Annotated in this window: 12 protein-coding genes and 2 pseudogenes; 8 read left to right on the forward strand and 6 right to left on the reverse strand. The window is 63.2% G+C overall.

The window, feature by feature from the left end; all coding sequences use genetic code 11:
* Nucleotides 1-2: 2 nt before the first annotated feature.
* The 3 genes and pseudogenes from ABWV23_RS21035 to ABWV23_RS21045 all read right to left on the reverse strand — a co-directional run.
* Nucleotides 3-1976, reverse strand: a complete 1974-nt coding sequence (locus tag ABWV23_RS21035) for a hydantoinase/oxoprolinase family protein (RefSeq protein WP_353351417.1) — start codon at nucleotides 1974-1976, stop codon at nucleotides 3-5.
* Nucleotides 1977-2039: 63 nt separating this feature from the next.
* Nucleotides 2040-2621 (reverse strand): TetR-type transcription factor C-terminal domain-containing protein, encoded by a 582-nt coding sequence (locus ABWV23_RS21040; protein ID WP_353351419.1) that lies wholly within the window; start codon nucleotides 2619-2621, stop codon nucleotides 2040-2042.
* Nucleotides 2622-2914: 293 nt separating this feature from the next.
* Nucleotides 2915-3465, reverse strand: a pseudogene (locus tag ABWV23_RS21045) (transposase); the annotation flags it as partial.
* Here ABWV23_RS21045 and ABWV23_RS21050 point away from each other — a divergent pair.
* Nucleotides 3466-3624, forward strand: a pseudogene (locus ABWV23_RS21050) (integrase core domain-containing protein); the annotation flags it as partial. It abuts the pseudogene before it with no gap.
* A 271-nt stretch (nucleotides 3625-3895) separates the two neighbouring features.
* On the opposite strand, the gene ABWV23_RS21055 reads toward ABWV23_RS21050, so the two are convergent.
* Together ABWV23_RS21055 and ABWV23_RS21060 are read right to left on the reverse strand one after the other, a co-directional pair.
* The gene (locus tag ABWV23_RS21055; protein ID WP_353351421.1) at nucleotides 3896-4228 is read right to left on the reverse strand and encodes a DHCW motif cupin fold protein; all 333 of its coding nucleotides are present in this window, start codon (nucleotides 4226-4228) and stop codon (nucleotides 3896-3898) included.
* Nucleotides 4225-4737: a MarR family winged helix-turn-helix transcriptional regulator gene (locus tag ABWV23_RS21060; protein WP_353351423.1), complete on the reverse strand. Its 513-nt coding sequence runs from the start codon at nucleotides 4735-4737 to the stop codon at nucleotides 4225-4227. The genes ABWV23_RS21055 and ABWV23_RS21060 overlap by 4 nt, the downstream gene beginning before the upstream one ends.
* A 112-nt stretch (nucleotides 4738-4849) precedes the next feature.
* Here ABWV23_RS21060 and ABWV23_RS21065 point away from each other — a divergent pair, with 112 nt between their 5' ends.
* The 6 genes from ABWV23_RS21065 to ABWV23_RS21090 are packed head-to-tail and all read left to right on the forward strand — an operon-like array spanning nucleotide 4850 to nucleotide 13609.
* Nucleotides 4850-6919 (forward strand): hydantoinase/oxoprolinase family protein, encoded by a 2070-nt coding sequence (locus ABWV23_RS21065; protein ID WP_353351425.1) that lies wholly within the window; start codon nucleotides 4850-4852, stop codon nucleotides 6917-6919.
* Between the two features lie 11 nt (nucleotides 6920-6930).
* Nucleotides 6931-8691: a hydantoinase B/oxoprolinase family protein gene (locus ABWV23_RS21070; protein ID WP_353351427.1), complete on the forward strand. Its 1761-nt coding sequence runs from the start codon at nucleotides 6931-6933 to the stop codon at nucleotides 8689-8691.
* A gap of 53 nt (nucleotides 8692-8744) precedes the next feature.
* Entirely contained in the window at nucleotides 8745-9851 is a 1107-nt protein-coding gene (locus tag ABWV23_RS21075; RefSeq protein ID WP_353351429.1) for a sugar ABC transporter substrate-binding protein, read from the forward strand.
* Nucleotides 9848-11380 (forward strand): sugar ABC transporter ATP-binding protein, encoded by a 1533-nt coding sequence (locus ABWV23_RS21080; protein ID WP_353351431.1) that lies wholly within the window; start codon nucleotides 9848-9850, stop codon nucleotides 11378-11380. Before ABWV23_RS21075 ends, ABWV23_RS21080 begins: the two co-directional genes overlap by 4 nt.
* Nucleotides 11373-12335, forward strand: coding sequence for an ABC transporter permease (locus tag ABWV23_RS21085; RefSeq protein ID WP_353351433.1), 963 nt, complete (start codon nucleotides 11373-11375; stop codon nucleotides 12333-12335). The genes ABWV23_RS21080 and ABWV23_RS21085 overlap by 8 nt, the downstream gene beginning before the upstream one ends.
* Complete coding sequence (locus ABWV23_RS21090; protein WP_353351435.1) at nucleotides 12332-13609, forward strand: M20 family metallo-hydrolase; 1278 nt, start codon at nucleotides 12332-12334, stop codon at nucleotides 13607-13609. The genes ABWV23_RS21085 and ABWV23_RS21090 overlap by 4 nt, the downstream gene beginning before the upstream one ends.
* Nucleotides 13610-13991: 382 nt before the next feature.
* Here the strand turns inward: ABWV23_RS21090 and ABWV23_RS21095 are convergent, their stop codons facing one another.
* Complete coding sequence (locus tag ABWV23_RS21095; RefSeq protein WP_353351437.1) at nucleotides 13992-14315, reverse strand: hypothetical protein; 324 nt, start codon at nucleotides 14313-14315, stop codon at nucleotides 13992-13994.
* A gap of 419 nt (nucleotides 14316-14734) precedes the next feature.
* Here ABWV23_RS21095 and ABWV23_RS21100 point away from each other — a divergent pair.
* Nucleotides 14735-15159 (forward strand): M48 family metalloprotease (locus tag ABWV23_RS21100; protein WP_353351439.1); only part of this gene is annotated, 425 nt, incomplete at its 3' end.

Genomic DNA, 15159 nt, shown 5'->3' on the forward strand with positions numbered 1-15159 from the left:
GCTCAGCCCTCCGTCAGCATGAGGTTGGAGAAACGGTCGATCGCGGCGTTCCAGCCCGGGGCGACCCAGACGGTGGTCTTGGCGCTTTCCAGAACGGCGGGACCCTGCAGCGCATGGCCGGGTTCCATTCTTTCCAGATCGAACACCCGGACCTCATGCGGGGCAGTGTCGGCCTCGGCGACCACCTCGCGCACGCCGGTCTGCGCCCCCTCCACCGAGGTGGTGACCTCCGGTTGCTCCTCGAACCGGAAATGCGGCACCGGGGCCGAGACGAAGAGACCCACTGCCCCCATCACCGCCGCGTCGGGCACCTGATCCAGGATTGCGTCATGCAGGGCCTTGCCGGCCTCATCCGCCAAGGGATCGGCCACGTCGATCCGGACTCGCGCCTCGGAGCCGTCGGCCCGGCGCAGGATCGCGTCCATCTGCCAAGACAGCCTGACGGTGTCGAACCCCTCTCCGCGCATGTCGCGCAGGGCGGCGCCATGCATGTCGCGCAGCGCCTTTGCCACGGTTTCGCGCAGGTCGGGGTCACCGGATCCGGCGTTCACCGCCCGGAGATAGCTATGCCCAACATCCATCAGCGAGGAAGAGAACGCCGAGAACACCGCCGAGTACGGCGTGATCACGATCCGTTTCAGTCCCGCAGTCTCGGCCACCCGGCAGGCGTGAAGCGGCCCGGCCCCGCCATAGACAGTCAACAGCGGGCTATCGTCGCCGGCGTGCCGTTTCAACGTGCCGATGGCCTCGCCGACCTCGCGGTCGACCTCGCCGATTACGGCGAGCGCCGCCTCTTCCACCGAAACGCCCAGCGGCTCGGCCAGGGCGCGGGAGACCGCCGCGCGTGCCTTGTCCGCATCGAGCTTGCGGGTGCCGCCGAGGAAGTTGTCGGGATCTATCCGCCCCAGCACCAGGTTGGCGTCGGTCACGGTCGGCTCGCTGCCGCCCAACCCGAAACAGGCCGGTCCGGGCATCGCGCCCGCCGATCGCGGCCCGACGAAGAGCTTGCCGTCGCGCACCCCGGCGATGGACCCGCCGCCGGCGCCCAGAGCCTCGACCTCGGTCATCGGCACGTTGGTGCGATAGCTCTCGATCTCCGGACGCAGGGCGACGTTCAGCCGGCCGTCGCTGACCAGCCCGATATCGAAGGAGGTGCCACCCATATCCGCCGAGATCACGTCGCGGGCACCGTAAAGTGCCGCCACCGACCGTGCACCAACCACCCCGGCGGCGGGCCCCGAATTGTAGGTGCTGATCGCGCGGGTCTTGGCCACACGTGCCACCGCGCCGTCGTTGTGACCGATCAGGAAGGGACCGCGATAGCGCAGCGCCCGCAACTCCTGCTCGGCCTTGTAGAGCAAGCGCGCCAACCGGCTATGCGAATAGGCCGAGACGACGGCACTGTTGATCCGCTCGCCATAGCCGTCCCGGACGGTAATGTCCGAGGACAGGAACACCGGGATCGAACCGAGAAAATCGCGCGGATACTCGCGCTTGATGGTCTCGCGCACCGCGCGTTCGCGGGCGGGGTCGCCATCGCTGCCGTCCAGGGCCACCACGAGGCATTGCGCGCCCGCATCGATCAGCGCCTGCGCCCGGGTCAGAACGTCGTCCAGCGGCGTGTCAGGGGCGATCTCGGCCAGCATGTCCGGCTCGACGATACCGTGGCCGGTTTCCCCGACCAGCGGTGCCAGATCCGTCGCCCCCTGCGACAGGATCAGCCCGATCTTGGCACCGTTGCGCTCGATCAGGGCATTGGTGCCCACAGTACTTGCAAACCGGATCACGTCCGTTTGCTCCAGAAACCCCTCGAGCGGCATCTGCACCGCCTCGGCGCCGGCTCGAATGCAGTTGAGAAAGCATTCAGTCAGATCGTGCGGGGTGGTCGGTGTCTTGACCGCCCGCGCGATCCCCGGCCCGGAAACGAAACCGTCGGTAAACGTCCCCCCGGTATCGATATCTACGGTGTATCCCATATTCTCCTCCCTTCTGCGCGGCTTTTGCCGCCCAGTTCGCGTTCCTTCGATCCTGATCGGTGCTTAAGTGTCGCGGCAGGCGCCGCGCAGCACGAAATCGAGCACTTCCTGATGGATGGTTTCAACATCCAGGGGGCCGTCTGGGCGGTACCAGCGCAGGTACCAGTTCACGACGCCCAGGATGTTGAAGACGGTGATCTTGACATGCTCGGAGCTCAGCGCGCCCTCTTCGCTCAGCCGTTTGAGAATCCCGGAATAGATGCCCAGGATGTCGCGCTGAATCTCCACCGTGTCATGGCCAATCCCCTCTTCCAGCTGGCCAGCCTGGACCAGCAGCATCAACAACTCGCGCTGATGGTCGATCGCCACTCGCAGATGCGCGCGCACCACCGCTTCGAGCTGGGCACGCGGCGTGGTTTCGCTGGCCTCGGCTTGGCGCAGGATATTCGGGAGTTCCTGCACGGACCGCTTCAGGATCTCGCGCCAGAGCCCCTCCTTGTTACCGAAATGGTAGTAGATGTTGGACAGGCTCACACCGTGCACCTTGGCGATGTCGCGGATCGAGGTGCCGCTGAATCCCTTTTCCGAGAAAATATCGAGCGCGGTGGACAACAGCCCTTCGCGCATATCGGCCTGAATGGTCATTTCGGTCCTCCTCCCGGTCAACGATGATCCTTCAGAAAGAATCAATCGAACGATCGTTCTAAAAACATCATAATAAAATTTCCATGTCAACAGATCCTATGAGGCAATGTTGCGCAGTTCAGGCTGAGGTGTGAATTCTCCCTTATGGTGTTCGCGGATCAGGCTCCAAATCAACGCCGTGTGCTCACAGGCACTGTATTGCAGGCTGGTTGCTCTGATCCCTTCCCACGACCGTTGTGCCAAACTTCTCCTTGGCCTCTTCCGCTCCGACGTCCTCGCGACCAACCGTCGGCTTATGCCGCTTCGGCCGGAAACTGGTAGACGCCGCAGCAGGCCATCAGGGCCCAGACGATGTGTGCCATCCGTAGCTCGCAACACATGCTTGCATGTGTGAGAGGGATTTTGGCCAGCGCGACACGCACCAGCATTGGTGGCTTACGACTCAGCATCCCGCCCAGCCATGTGCCTTGTCTGGCCGCGGCGTGGTTGTGCCGTTTGATGATAACGCTGTTGGCCTCCATGATCAGCAGGCGCCTCAGTGACCACTCGGCCATCTTCGTCGTGGCCCCCAACCGCTGTTTGCCGCCGGTCGAATACCGGCGAGCCATAAGCCCGAGCCAAGCCGCAAAATCTCGGGCCTGCGGAACGTCTCGGGCGGCGGCGTCAAGGTCGCTATGGCCGTAGCGATCAGCGGGCCGATACCGGGCACCGCCATCAGACGCCGCGCCAATTCGTTCTCCTTGGCGCGATGGGTGATCTCGGTATCGAGCTTGCCGATCTCTGTCATCAACTGGGCCAGTGCCGCGACCAGAACCTTTAGCGTAGGGATGGCATCAGCGGGTAGGAGACAGGATCGGAGACGACGGCGGTCCTCCGAAAATGGATGACCTTCTACAACCACCAGCGCCCTCATTCAGCCCTCGGCGGCAAGCCGCCGGCGCTGGTCTATTGGCAGAGAAATGACATCAACCAACCCGATCAGCAGTTGCAACGAGTAGCTTAATTTACGCCAGATCTTGTCCAACCGATGGGGAGTAGCTCAGTTGGTTTGATCACTTGTTTGATCTGTGGGAGGAGCTTGGGCATCTTGTAGCGATCTTGCCAGAGGATTCAGACTCGCTACGGGACGGTTGACGCGGAACATTCAGTTCACTTTTTAAGAGGCCTTTGGGAGTAACCTCAAGGACGCATTGCCACTCAACCAAAATATCGCGCACGTGGTTCAATGTTCCACAGTTTGGAGCACTTACCTCGGTGATCATAACGGGGGAAGGTCAATCGACGATGAAGGCGCGGCAGCCCGTTTCGCTGCGCACCGCATGTGCGGCATCGCCGAAATCGGAGACACAGAAACCCATCCCCGGCATCAGGCGTGTGTTGCGTCCGTCCTTGAGGACCACAGTCATCTCGCCGGACAGCACATAGAGGACGTGACCGCGGTCGCACCAGTGATCAGCGACGTAGCCTGGCCCGTAATCCACCAAGCGCACGCGCAATCCGGCTTGCTCGAAGCTTCGCTCTTGCGCGGTGCCCTGCTCTCCGGGGATTCCCAGGGAAGGCAGGGAGGCCCAATCTAAAGCGGTGAAGGTCATAGGTGGCAGTTTCATGGTCTGTTGGGTTCCTTTCCTGGGGCTTGCTTGGCCGGCATGGCACCGGAAGCGAGCAACTCGGATCCGTTGGCGATCTTCCGAGCGAGGGCAAAGAAAGTTTCGCGCTCTTTGTCGGTGAGGGGGGCGAACAGTTCTTCTTGGCGCTGAACCGAAACGGCCCGGATCTCGGCCAGAAGGTCTTCACCGGCGGGTGTGGCGAAGAGCCGTTTCTCGCGGCCATCGGTGGGCGAAGTCTGGTGTTTCACCAGGCCGCGTGCCTCAAGCAGCGAGACTGCGCGGCTGATCGTGTTCTGCGGGCGCGGGAACAGGTGTTTGATTTCTTTCGCCCGGATGCCCGGAAACATGACGATGGCGAACAGCGTGGACCAGGCATGCACGGGCATCTGGTAGCGGTGCTCGATATATCGGTTCGTGACCGCGTTGTTCCCAAGAACGATATAGCTCACCAACATGAGATGGCGAAGGTCCGAGGTGAAAATCGCGTCCAGCTTGTTTTTTGTGCTCATCGTGCCCCCGAAAAACTCCGATCCATTGGTTTCGTCAAGACCGGTTCGAAATGTCCTTGCCATATACATCCATTTGGATCAATCTTTTCTCAACTTGAATTGGAGGCATCGAATGATTGTTGTGGGTGTTGACGTTGGCGGGACCTTTACCGACCTGATCCTGGCCGATCTCGCAAAACAAAAACTGACGATCCACAAAACGCCCTCGACGCCGGCCAATCCGGCGATCGGCGTCGTGACCGGCCTGCGGGCGATCTGTGACAAGGCGGGCATCACGTCCGCGGAAATCGACAGCCTGTTTCACGGCACGACCGTGGGCACGAATGCGATGCTGGAACATGATGGTGCGGTCACCGGCATGATCACCAACGACGGGTTCCGCGATATCCTGCACATCGGCCGACACCAGCGGCCGCAGCACTATTCGATTATGCAGGATCTGCCCTGGCAGAACCGGCCGCTGATCCGGCGTCGGCATCGCCACACGGTGGCCGGCAGGTTGGACGCCACCGGAGCCGAACTGCTGGCGCTGGATGAGCAGGCGGTGCGCGCAGCAGCCCGAGAGATGATCGCGCAGGGCGTCGAGTCGGTGCTGGTCGGGTTCCTGTTCTCTTATGTGAACCCGGTGCATGAGCGCCGCGCTGCCGAGATCGTCCAAGAGGAGATGCCGGACGCCTTTGTCACGACGTCTTCAGGCGTGGCGCCGCAATTTCGCGAGTTCGAGCGGTTCACTACAGCGGCGATGTCGGCCTTTATCGGTCCGAAGGTCCGCCGCTATATCGACGAATTGCAGGCCGAGTTGCACGCTCAGGGGTTGAAGGGCGAGCTGCATGTCATGACCTCCAGCGGCGGAGTCGCCACCCCCGAGATGATTTCCGAGAAACCCGCCTCGACGCTGTTGTCGGGCCTGGTGGCCGGGGTCCGAGGTGGGGCCTGGATCGGCAATCACGCCGGCAGCGACCGGCTGATCACGCTGGATATCGGCGGGACCAGCGCCGATATCGGCATCATCGTCGACGGCAGGTTGGCCGATGCCGATACCCGCAGCGCTTCGATCGCTGGTTTTCCGGTGATGCTGCCGATGATCGATATTCACACCATCGGGGCCGGTGGCGGCTCGATCGCCTACCTGGATCGCGGCGGCGCCTTTCGTGTCGGGCCGGAAAGCGCCGGCGCGGATCCAGGCCCTGCCGCCTATGGCAAGGGCGGTGATCTGCCCACGGTGACCGACGCCAATCTGGTTTTGGGCCGTCTGGCACCACAGAATTTTCTTGGCGGCGACATGACGCTGGACGCCGACGCCTCGCGCCGCGTGATCGGCAAGCTGGCCGACCAGTTGGGACGCAGCCCCGAAGAGACCGCCGAGGGTGCGTTGACGGTGCTCAATTCCAACATGGCTAACGCGATCCGGTCGCGTACGGTGCAAAAAGGGATCGACCCGCGCGAGTTCACTCTGTCGGGCTTTGGCGGCGCCGGTCCGCTACATGCCGCTGAGGTTGCGGGAATGCTGGGCGTGCGCCGCGTGTTGATCCCGCCGCATCCCGGCATTACCTCGGCGATGGGACTGCTGACCGCGGATCTGGAATATCACGCGTTGCGGACCGCCTTTGCCGTCAAGGGCAGCATCGATCATGCCCGTCTGACCGCGCTGTTCGACGATATGCAGGCCGAACTGTCGGGCATCTTCGACCGAGACGGCGTTCCTGTTGAAAAGCGCCGGATGCTGCGCGAGGGCGATCTGCGTTATGTCGGGCAGGGGTATGAACTGAAGATCGACATCCCCGACGGACCGCTGGACGAGACCGTGCTGGAACAGGTCTGGCAGGCGTTCCACGACCGGCACCGCGCCGAATATGGTCATGCCTTCGAGCAGGCGCCGATCGAGATTGTCACGGTCAAGCTGCGTGGTCTCGGCGAGGTCGAAAAGTTGGGCACACCGCCCGAGGCCGAGGGCCCGGTGGCCGCGAGCTCGGTTGGACAGGGGCAATGCGTGTTCCGTGTCGACGAAACGCTGAAGAGTTTTGAGACCCCCTATTACGACCGCACCTGCCTGCCGGTTGGCGAGCCGATGCAGGGGCCGGCCATCCTGTTGCAGACGGACAGCACCACGGTGGTGCCACCGGACTGGAGCTTCGAGGTAGACCGCTTTGCCAATGTCGTGATGACCCGGAACGGGGAATAAGGAGAATGCAGATGAAAACCCGCGTTGATCCGTTTCTCGCGGCCGTGATCCACGGCGCGCTCGAGAACATTGCCATCGAGATGGGCCACAAGCTGATGCGGATGAGTTATTCGAGCATCATCCGCGAAAGCGAGGATTTCGGTGCCGCCCTGACCGATGCCACCGGGCGACAACTGTGCGAATGCACCATGTCGACGCCGCTGCAATCGGGGCCGATCCCCGGCTATATCGAAGGCATCCTGCGCGAGATCGAGGCCCGCGGCGACTGTGTACGGCCGGGTGACGTATTCATGCACAACGATGCCTATGCGGGGGCCTCGCACGGGCCGGATGTCGGTTTCGCCGTGCCGATCTTTCACCAGGACAAGCTGGCCGGCTTTGCCGTCACCACCGCACATCACCTCGATATCGGAGCGCTGACGCCGGGCAGCTGCGGCATCGTCGATGCCGTGGACGCCTATGCCGAGGGACTGCAGTTCAAGGCAGTCCGTGTCTATGACGGCGGCAAGAAGGTCGAACCGGTCTGGCAGATTCTGCGCTCGAACATCCGGATCGCGGATCTGGTCGTCGGGGATATGGAGGCCCAGGTCGCCGCCGCTCGGATCGGCGCGGAGCGGTACTCAGCGCTGCTTGATCAATATGGGCTCGAAACGGTGACCGGCGCCTATGAGGATCTGCTGGATTACTCTGAAAAACTGATGCGCGATGCCATCGCGGCGATCCCTGACGGCAGCTATAACGCCCGCACCCATATCGACGGCTATCTCGACAGCGACGACCCCGCGCTTAAGGAACTGCCAATCGAGGTGACCCTGACGGTCAAGGGAAGCGATGTGCTGGTCGATCTGACCGGCACCGCGCCGCAGACGCCGAACAAGCCGATCAACATGCCGCTGGTGGGCACGGTGGATTGCGCCGTCTGGCTGACGTTGCGCTCGATCCTGCTGGACAGTGACCAATACGGGGCAATCCCGCAGAACAGCGGGCTGACGCGGCCGATCACCATCCACGCCCCCGAGGGATGCCTGGCCAATCCCATCTTTCCGGCCCCGGTCATCGCCCGGTTCTGCCCCGGCAATGCGGTGGCCGATACGGTGATGAAGGCGATCGCGCCCGCGGTGCCCAGACAGGTCAGCGCCGGTATCGGCAACCTGCGGGTGATGGCCTTTTCCGGCCAGACCAAGGCCGGCCCCTGGGTGCATATGGAGATCATGGAGGGCGCCTATGGCGGCCGCCACGGCAAGGACGGCATGGATGCGGTCGACACGCTTTATGCCAACACCCGCAACAATCCGGTCGAGGATATCGAAAGCCACCTGCCGCTGCGCGTACTGAACTATGAGCTGCGCGAAAACGTGGCGGGGGCGGGACAGTGGCGCGGCGGGATCGGCTCGATCCGCTCCTTCGAACTACTCGAGGATGGCGCGGTCTCGGTCGAGGGCGACGGCCAGCGGTTCCGTCCTTGGGGCTTTTCCGGCGGCAAGGACGGCTCGCCCGCCAATGTCGATCTGGTTCACGCGAACGGTCAGAGCGAGGCGCTCCCCTCGAAGATACCCTATCGCCCGCTGGTCAGGGGCGACCGGTTGGTCGCCTATGGCCCCTGCGGTGGCGGTTACGGCGATCCCTTCGCCCGTGCCCCTGAAGATGTGCTTGACGATGTGATGGACGGGCTTCTGCAGGTCGATACGGCCCGCGAGGAGTACGGCGTGGCGATTCTGGACGGATGCCGTCTGGACCGGGACGCAACCGAAAAGCTGCGCGCAGGCCGGTGATCCCGGCCTGCACGGCATCCAACAACAATCAATCCAACAAGGGAGACTGCGAAATGACAAGGACGCTCAAGACAATGGGGCTGATTTCCGCCCTGATGATGGGCACGGCCCTGCCGGCCCTGGCCCAGGATGACCCGGTGGCCGCAGCCAAGGCCAATATCGAGGCCTATTCGGGCATTCCCGAATTCACCCCGCCGGGCGAACCTTTCGATGCGCGCGCCTGCATGGAGGGCAAGTCTATCCTGACGGTACCCGCCTCCAGTGCGATCCCCTTCATTAAGACCATTGCCGACGCCAAGGACGCCTTGGCCGACGAACTGGGTTTCGAACATGCCCAGTGGGAGAACCAGGGCAATCCGACCCAGTGGATCCAGGGTATGGACTACGCCGCCACCAACGGTTTCGATGTGGTGTCGCTTCTGGCCGGAGCCGATCCGCGCTTTTTCGAACCGCAGGTGAAAACGGCGCAGGCGGCGGGGGTCAAGGTGGTCACCTCGCACCTGACCGGGCTTGAAATCCCGGCGCCGGCCGGCGTCGATGCAAATACCGCCATCGACTACAAACAGGCGGGCAAACTTATGGCCGACTGGACCATTGCCCAGACCGGGGCCAAGGTGAACGCACTGATCATCGTCTCGAACGAGGCGTTATCGACCGACAGCCTGACCGACGGTCTGACCGAGGCCTTCGCCAAATGCCCCGACTGTACCTATGAGATCGTCAACGTGCCGATCGTCGACTGGGCCACCCGCATTCAGCCCACCGTTCAGGGCAAGTTGCAGGCGAATCCGAACATCAACTATGTGATCCCGATCTATGACAGCATGTCCAGCTTCGTGACCCCTGCTATCGCCATCTCGGGCAAGCGCGACAAGGTCAAGGTAGCCACCTTCAACGGCACGCCCTTCGTGCTGGACCTGATCCGCGACGGCGCGGTCGAAATGGACATCGGTGAGAACCTGGATTGGATCGCTCATGCGATGCTGGATGCCGAGATGCGGCTGATCTGCGGGCTCGAACCGGTGACCGACAGCAAGGTGCCGCTGCGGGTGTTCACCGCCGGAAACATCTCAGAGGTTGGCAACCCGGCCGAAGCCTCCAAGGGCTATGGCGATGCCTATGTCGCGGGGTACCGCGATCTGTGGAAGGTGACGGAGTGAGCCAAACAGGCACTCCACGTTTGGCCCTGAGGGGGCTGACCAAGACCTTTGGCGGGGTCCGCGCGCTTGATTGCGCGGACCTGACCATTGCCCCGGGCGAAGTGCATGGCCTGCTGGGCACCAACGGGTCGGGGAAATCGACCCTTATCAAGGTGCTTTCGGGGTTTCATGCGCCCGATGCCGGGACGCTGGAAATCGACGGCCGGGCTGTCGCGCTGCCGATGCCGCTGGGCCAAAGCGAGGCGCACGGCCTTGCCTTCGTACATCAGAACCTCGGTCTTCTGCCCGAGGCGACGGTGTTGGAGAACCTGATCGCAGGCGATCACGAGCGCCTGAACCCCTGGTGGATCAACTGGGGGGCCGAGGCCAACCGTGCCCGCGAACTTTTCGCCGAACACCATCTGGAGCTTTCTCCACACCACGTCGTCGCGGATCTTTCGCCGGTCCAGCGGGCCCAGCTTGCCATCGTGCGCGCCGCTGACCGGGTGCTGGAACATCGGAGCCATGGCGTTCCAGGCATACTGGTGCTGGACGAACCGACGCCGTTCCTGCCGCAGGAGGACGTGCGCGAGCTGTTCGCCCTGATCCGGCGGCTGACCGCACGCGGTGTCTCGATCATTTTCGTGAGCCACGATATCGACGAGGTGCGCGAGGTCACCGACCGCTCGACCGTGCTGCGTGACGGCAAGGTGATCGGAACCTTCGAGACCGCCAAGACCAGCCGGGCCGACCTGGTCGAGGCCATCGTCGGCCGCGCCGTCTCGGCGGATCGCCGGGTTTCGACCCTGACCCCGGCCGCGCCGGTCGCTGAGGTGCGCGGGCTGACCGGCGCGATCCTGAAAGATGTCGCGCTGTCGGTGCAACCGGGCGAGATCCTGGGGCTGACAGGTTTGATCGGCGCAGGACACGACGAGGTGCCGATGCTGATCGCCGGTGCGCGACCTGCCAGCGCCGGGGAGCTGATCCTGAATGGCCGCACATACGATCTGGCGTGGATGAACCCGGCGGAAAGCATAGCGGCGGGTATCGCGCTGATCCCGGCAGACCGCCAGACCGCCGGTATCGCGCCGGAGCTGAGCCTGACCGAGAACGCCACCCTGCCACGGCTGCGCGGTAGCCTGGCGCTCAATCATCGCCACAATCGTCAAGTCACCGCCGATCTGATGGCCCGGTTCCGCGTCAAGGCTACCGCGCCCGATCAGCCGGCGGCGGAACTGTCAGGGGGAAACCAGCAGAAACTGGTGCTTGGAAAATGGCTTCAGCTCGACCCGCGACTGGTCCTGCTGGACGAGCCGACACAGGGGATCGACGTGGGCGCGCGCCAGGAGATCTATGACCACCTCTTGGCGCTCTGCGCCGGCGGCGGCGCGGTGATCTGCGCCACGTCCGAATTCGAACAACTGGAAATCATCGCGCACCGGGTCCTCGTCTTTGACAGGGGCCGGATCAAGGCGGAACTCAAAGGGGCGGGCGTGACCAAAGCGGCAATTGCCAAGGCCTGCTATGAAATGGCGGAAGAACATGCATAAGAGCGATCTCAGCTATCAACTGGAACGGTTCGGCCTGATCATCGTCTGGCTGGCCTTCATCGCACTGTTCGGCGCGTTGCGGCCCGATACCTTTCTGACCTGGTCGAATTTCTCGACCATCTTCGGCTCCGAGGCGGTGCTCGTAATCGTGACGCTGGGGCTGATGATCCCGTTGACCGCCGGCGATTTCGACCTGTCGATCGCGCAGATCCTCACCCTTGTGTCGATGACCGTGGCCATTCTGGACGCGCGGATGGATCTGCCGTTGGCGCTGGTGTTGCCGATTGGCCTCGCCCTTGGCGCCCTGATCGGTCTGATCAACGGTGCGATCACGCTCTATTTCCGGGTACACTCGCTGATCGTGACGCTGGGCGTCGGCACGTTCCTGCATGGGATCACCCTGTGGATCGGAAATTCTCAGACCATTTCCGGCGTCCATCCGATGCTGATGGAATGGGTGATCATCCAGCGGGTGTTCGGGGTGCCGATCGCGTTCTACTACGCTATCGGGCTGGCGGTCGCGATCTGGTATATGCTGAGCTACACCGCCTTCGGCCAGCAACTCTTGTTCACCGGCCGCGGTCGCGAGGTGGGGCGGCTGACCGGGGTGGCTGTGGATCGGGTCCGGCTGACGGCCTTTGTGCTGTCGGGGATGCTGGGGGCTTTTGCCGGCATTTTGTACACCGGAACAACCGGATCTGCGAACCCCAGTTCGGGCACCTTCCTGCTGCTCCCGGCCTTTGCCGCCGCCTTTCTGGGATCAACCTGCATCCGCCCTGGCCGGTTCAATCCCTGGGGATCGGTCATCGCGGTCTATTTCCTGGTGACGGGTATCAACGGGCTTTCGATACTCGGGTTCCGCACCTTCGTGCAGGACTTGTTCTATGGTGGGGCGCTGGTGCTGGCGGTGATGATCTCGCAACTGGTGTCGGGAAGAAAGGACCGGGGTCTGTGAGCGGCGCAGCCCGCCGCAGCCGCACCAACGCGCCGCATGTCAACGCGGATCGCCTTTGGTCGCGCCATATGGATCTGGCCCGGATCGGTACCATCGAGACAACCGGCAACTGCCGTCTGGCCCTGTCGGACGAAGATGCCGCCGCCCGTGAACTGTTCGCAGGATGGTGCCGAGATGCGGGGTTGACCCTGCGCTCGGACCGAGCCGGAAACATGTTCGCCCTGCGCCCCGGGCGAGACCCGGGCCGTGCGGTTGTCGCAGCGGGCAGCCATCTGGACACCCAGCCGCATGGTGGCCGGTTCGATGGCATTTCCGGTGTTCTGGCCGCGCTCGAGGCGGTCGAGGCGCTAAACGATGCCGGGATCGAGACTGAGGCGCCGCTGGCGGTGATCAACTGGACCAACGAGGAAGGGGTCCGCTTTGCCCCCGGTCTTCTCGGCTCAGCATGGTTCGCCGGGCGGATCGCTGACGAGACGCTGGACAATATCGTGTCGGCGGATGGCGCGCGCTTTGCCGACGAAGCCACCCGTACCGGCTGGCGCGGCGACATGGTACCGGCGGACCTGACGCTCGACTCCTTCTTCGAACTGCATATCGAACAAGGCCCAATTCTCGAGGATGCCGGGGCGCAGGTCGGGGTAGTCACCTCGGTGCAGGGTCTGCGCTGGCTGGATGTGGCGATCACCGGGCGCGATGCCCATGCCGGCACCACGCCGCTGGGCGCGCGCAAGGATGCGTTGCTGGCCGCGGGGGCGATGCTGGTGGCCCTTCACCGGGCCGGGCTTGCGGCCGGGTCCGATGCCCGGGTCAGCGTCGGGCGCTTGGCTGCCGCGACGGACGGCCCCAGCACGATCGTGGGACATGCCGATCTGGTTATCGACATCCGCCATCCCGACGAGGAGGTGCTTGTCCGGCTGACCGGGATTTGCGCTGAAGTCTGCCGGGCCACCGCCGCCGAATATGACTGCGCGGCTGAGGTGTCCGAGCGTTTAGCCATACCGCCGCGGCTGTTCGACGGCGATTGCGTCGCCTTGGTCGAGGCCGCGGCGAGCGCGCTGGACCTGAATTATCTAAGGTTGCCCAGCGGCGCATTGCACGACGCCGCCAATATCGCCGCGCTGACGCCGACGGCGATGGTCTTCGTTCCGTGCCGGGACGGGATCAGCCACAATGTTCAGGAATACACGGCGCCCGAGGATCTGGCCGCAGGGGCCGACGTGCTGCTGCATGCTATGCTGGAACGGGCCGGGTGCCGGTCGGACGGACAGGGCTGACTGGCTAAGTGTCCGATCCCGGACGATCACATAAATCCTCGCCGGACTGGGTTGTTCATGGCAAGAACGGTCTTGGGCGAGGTCCGGGACGGGGACAAGACATGCTGATTTCTCGTTACAAGCAGGCCACGGCGACGCTGAAGATCCAGGCTACGATCCAGGCGCACTACGAGCCGGCGTAGGTGGTGGCGGAGTGTTGCAGTATCAAAGCCACGCTTACCCAGCAAAATCCGACCCCGGATGTTAGGGTGCTGGCCTAAGAAGAAGCCGGGATTACCTATGCCGTGTGTTATTGGCTGTCGCGCTTTGATCGCGATACCGATTGCCGGGACGAGATCTATAGCCTGATCGACAAAGCGCTGTGGTGCGTGGGATCTGTCGTTCAGCATCGCAAGATCAAATTGGTTACGGATGATCCGTTCCTGCCCTCTAATCGGGTGTTGAAAATTGCGGCTGAGCCGACTTGGTTTCCGCTGTCTCGGATGGGCCAGAACTCATAGGCGATCTGCTCCGCGTCATGAGGCAAGTGGCCGAGGAAAGTATGACCATGGTCGTGGTCACGCACGAGGTGGGCTTTGCGCGAGAGCTGGCCGGCAGGGTGCTTTTCCTCGAAGGCGGCGCAATCGTCGAGGAAGGGACAGCGCAAGCTGTCCTTCGCGATCCGTAAGAGCCTCACATACGGAATTTTCTTCATCGGGTGCTTCATCCTCTCGATTGAGACGCGGAAGTGGACCAGTCGCGGGATTGTACTGCTTTATTGGACGAACTTAGCCGCGCCACCGAGGACATCGTTTTGCCCCCATGATCGTGGGGAGAGTTGGTTGGGGGGCAAGGGAGACCGTCGATCACAGCCTTGCGCGGGGAGCGCGCCCGCTTCATCGTTCCGATGGCCACCAACAGCCTCTCCCGGCTATCCTGACTGCTGCCCAAAAGAAGCCGAGGTTGCCGGGCCGGGCATCCGCTGCGCATGCTGATCGCGTCGATGGAAATGCGTTCAAGTAGGGAACAGTCCCGACGGGGGGGACCATTCCGAGTCGGCTGCCTTTTGAATAACAGGTCATTGCAGCCTTCGGAAACCTCGCCATATCTCCTTGGTTAGTGCGAGATAAGGTTCCGGAGACGACAATGGGCTATCTGAAAACAGCGGTTCTGATGGCGGCGATGACCGCGCTTTTCATGGGCGTGGGCTACTTGATCGGCGGGTCCGGCGGCGCGGTGATCGCCTTGGTGGGTGCGGCGGGGATGAACGGATTCACCTGGTGGAACTCGGACCGTATGGTCCTGCGCATGAACAATGCCCAGCCGGTGGCGCCCGGGGACCGGATGGGCCTGCATGACCTGGTGGCACAGCTCGCCCGAAACGCGGGCCTGCCCGAGCCCACAGTCTATCTGATCGACACCCCACAGCCCAATGCCTTTGCCACCGGGCGCAACCCCGCCAATGCCGCGGTGGCGGTGACCTCGGGCCTGATGCGCAGCCTCACGCGCGAGGAACTGGCCGGCGTGGTCGCGCATGAACTGGCCCACATCCGCAACCATGACACTGCGAT

Origin of the sequence: Aquicoccus sp. SU-CL01552 (assembly GCF_040365005.1) — a bacterium.
In the GTDB taxonomy this organism is placed as follows: Bacteria; Pseudomonadota; Alphaproteobacteria; order Rhodobacterales; family Rhodobacteraceae; genus Antarcticimicrobium.

Coding starts and splice junctions, on each gene's coding strand:
- ABWV23_RS21035 (WP_353351417.1), bottom strand. CDS start 1,976: ATGGGATACACCGTAGATATCGATACCGGGGGGACGTTTACCGACGGT.
- ABWV23_RS21040 (WP_353351419.1), bottom strand. CDS start 2,621: ATGACCATTCAGGCCGATATGCGCGAAGGGCTGTTGTCCACCGCGCTC.
- ABWV23_RS21055 (WP_353351421.1), bottom strand. CDS start 4,228: ATGAAACTGCCACCTATGACCTTCACCGCTTTAGATTGGGCCTCCCTG.
- ABWV23_RS21060 (WP_353351423.1), bottom strand. CDS start 4,737: ATGAGCACAAAAAACAAGCTGGACGCGATTTTCACCTCGGACCTTCGC.
- ABWV23_RS21065 (WP_353351425.1), top strand. CDS start 4,850: ATGATTGTTGTGGGTGTTGACGTTGGCGGGACCTTTACCGACCTGATC.
- ABWV23_RS21070 (WP_353351427.1), top strand. CDS start 6,931: ATGAAAACCCGCGTTGATCCGTTTCTCGCGGCCGTGATCCACGGCGCG.
- ABWV23_RS21075 (WP_353351429.1), top strand. CDS start 8,745: ATGACAAGGACGCTCAAGACAATGGGGCTGATTTCCGCCCTGATGATG.
- ABWV23_RS21085 (WP_353351433.1), top strand. CDS start 11,373: ATGCATAAGAGCGATCTCAGCTATCAACTGGAACGGTTCGGCCTGATC.
- ABWV23_RS21095 (WP_353351437.1), bottom strand. CDS start 14,315: ATGAAGCACCCGATGAAGAAAATTCCGTATGTGAGGCTCTTACGGATC.